The 393-nt window shown below is 62.3% G+C and carries 1 protein-coding gene; it reads right to left on the reverse strand.

All coding sequences use genetic code 11. The annotated features are described in order from the left end of the window. Nucleotides 1–110: 110 nt before the first annotated feature. Nucleotides 111–393, reverse strand: a 283-nt coding sequence (locus AC0IYH_RS29660) for a hypothetical protein (RefSeq protein ID WP_471837646.1), incomplete at its 5' end; no start/stop codon positions are given.

The raw sequence follows: 393 nt of genomic DNA on the forward strand, positions 1-393 counted from the left end.
GTCTTCCCCCTTGCTTTCACAAGGTGTACCGCATCATCGGGCCGCGTCACCCCGGAAAACGGCAGGAATGGGCGGAGCCGGCGTAGCCGACCCCGCCCACCGTATGTCGTTCAGAACGAGAAGCGGACGCCCGCATCGTAACGCGGCCCGAAATTCTGATAGGTCAGCAACTGGTTGTCGAACCGGCCGGTGGTGAAGTATTTCGCATTGAACAGGTTGGTGCCCTCGACAAACACCTGCAGGGCAGGCGTCACGTTGACGGCGACGCTGCCGTCGAACTGGCCGTAATCGCGCACGAAGATCGGCTCGTTGCCCGAACCGCCCGCCAGCTGCCGCAGGAAGCGTTCGCGGCGATTATAGGCGATGCGCGCCGAGATGCCGTATTTCTCGTAG

It is taken from the genome of Pseudomonas sp. AC463 (genome assembly GCF_979253585.1).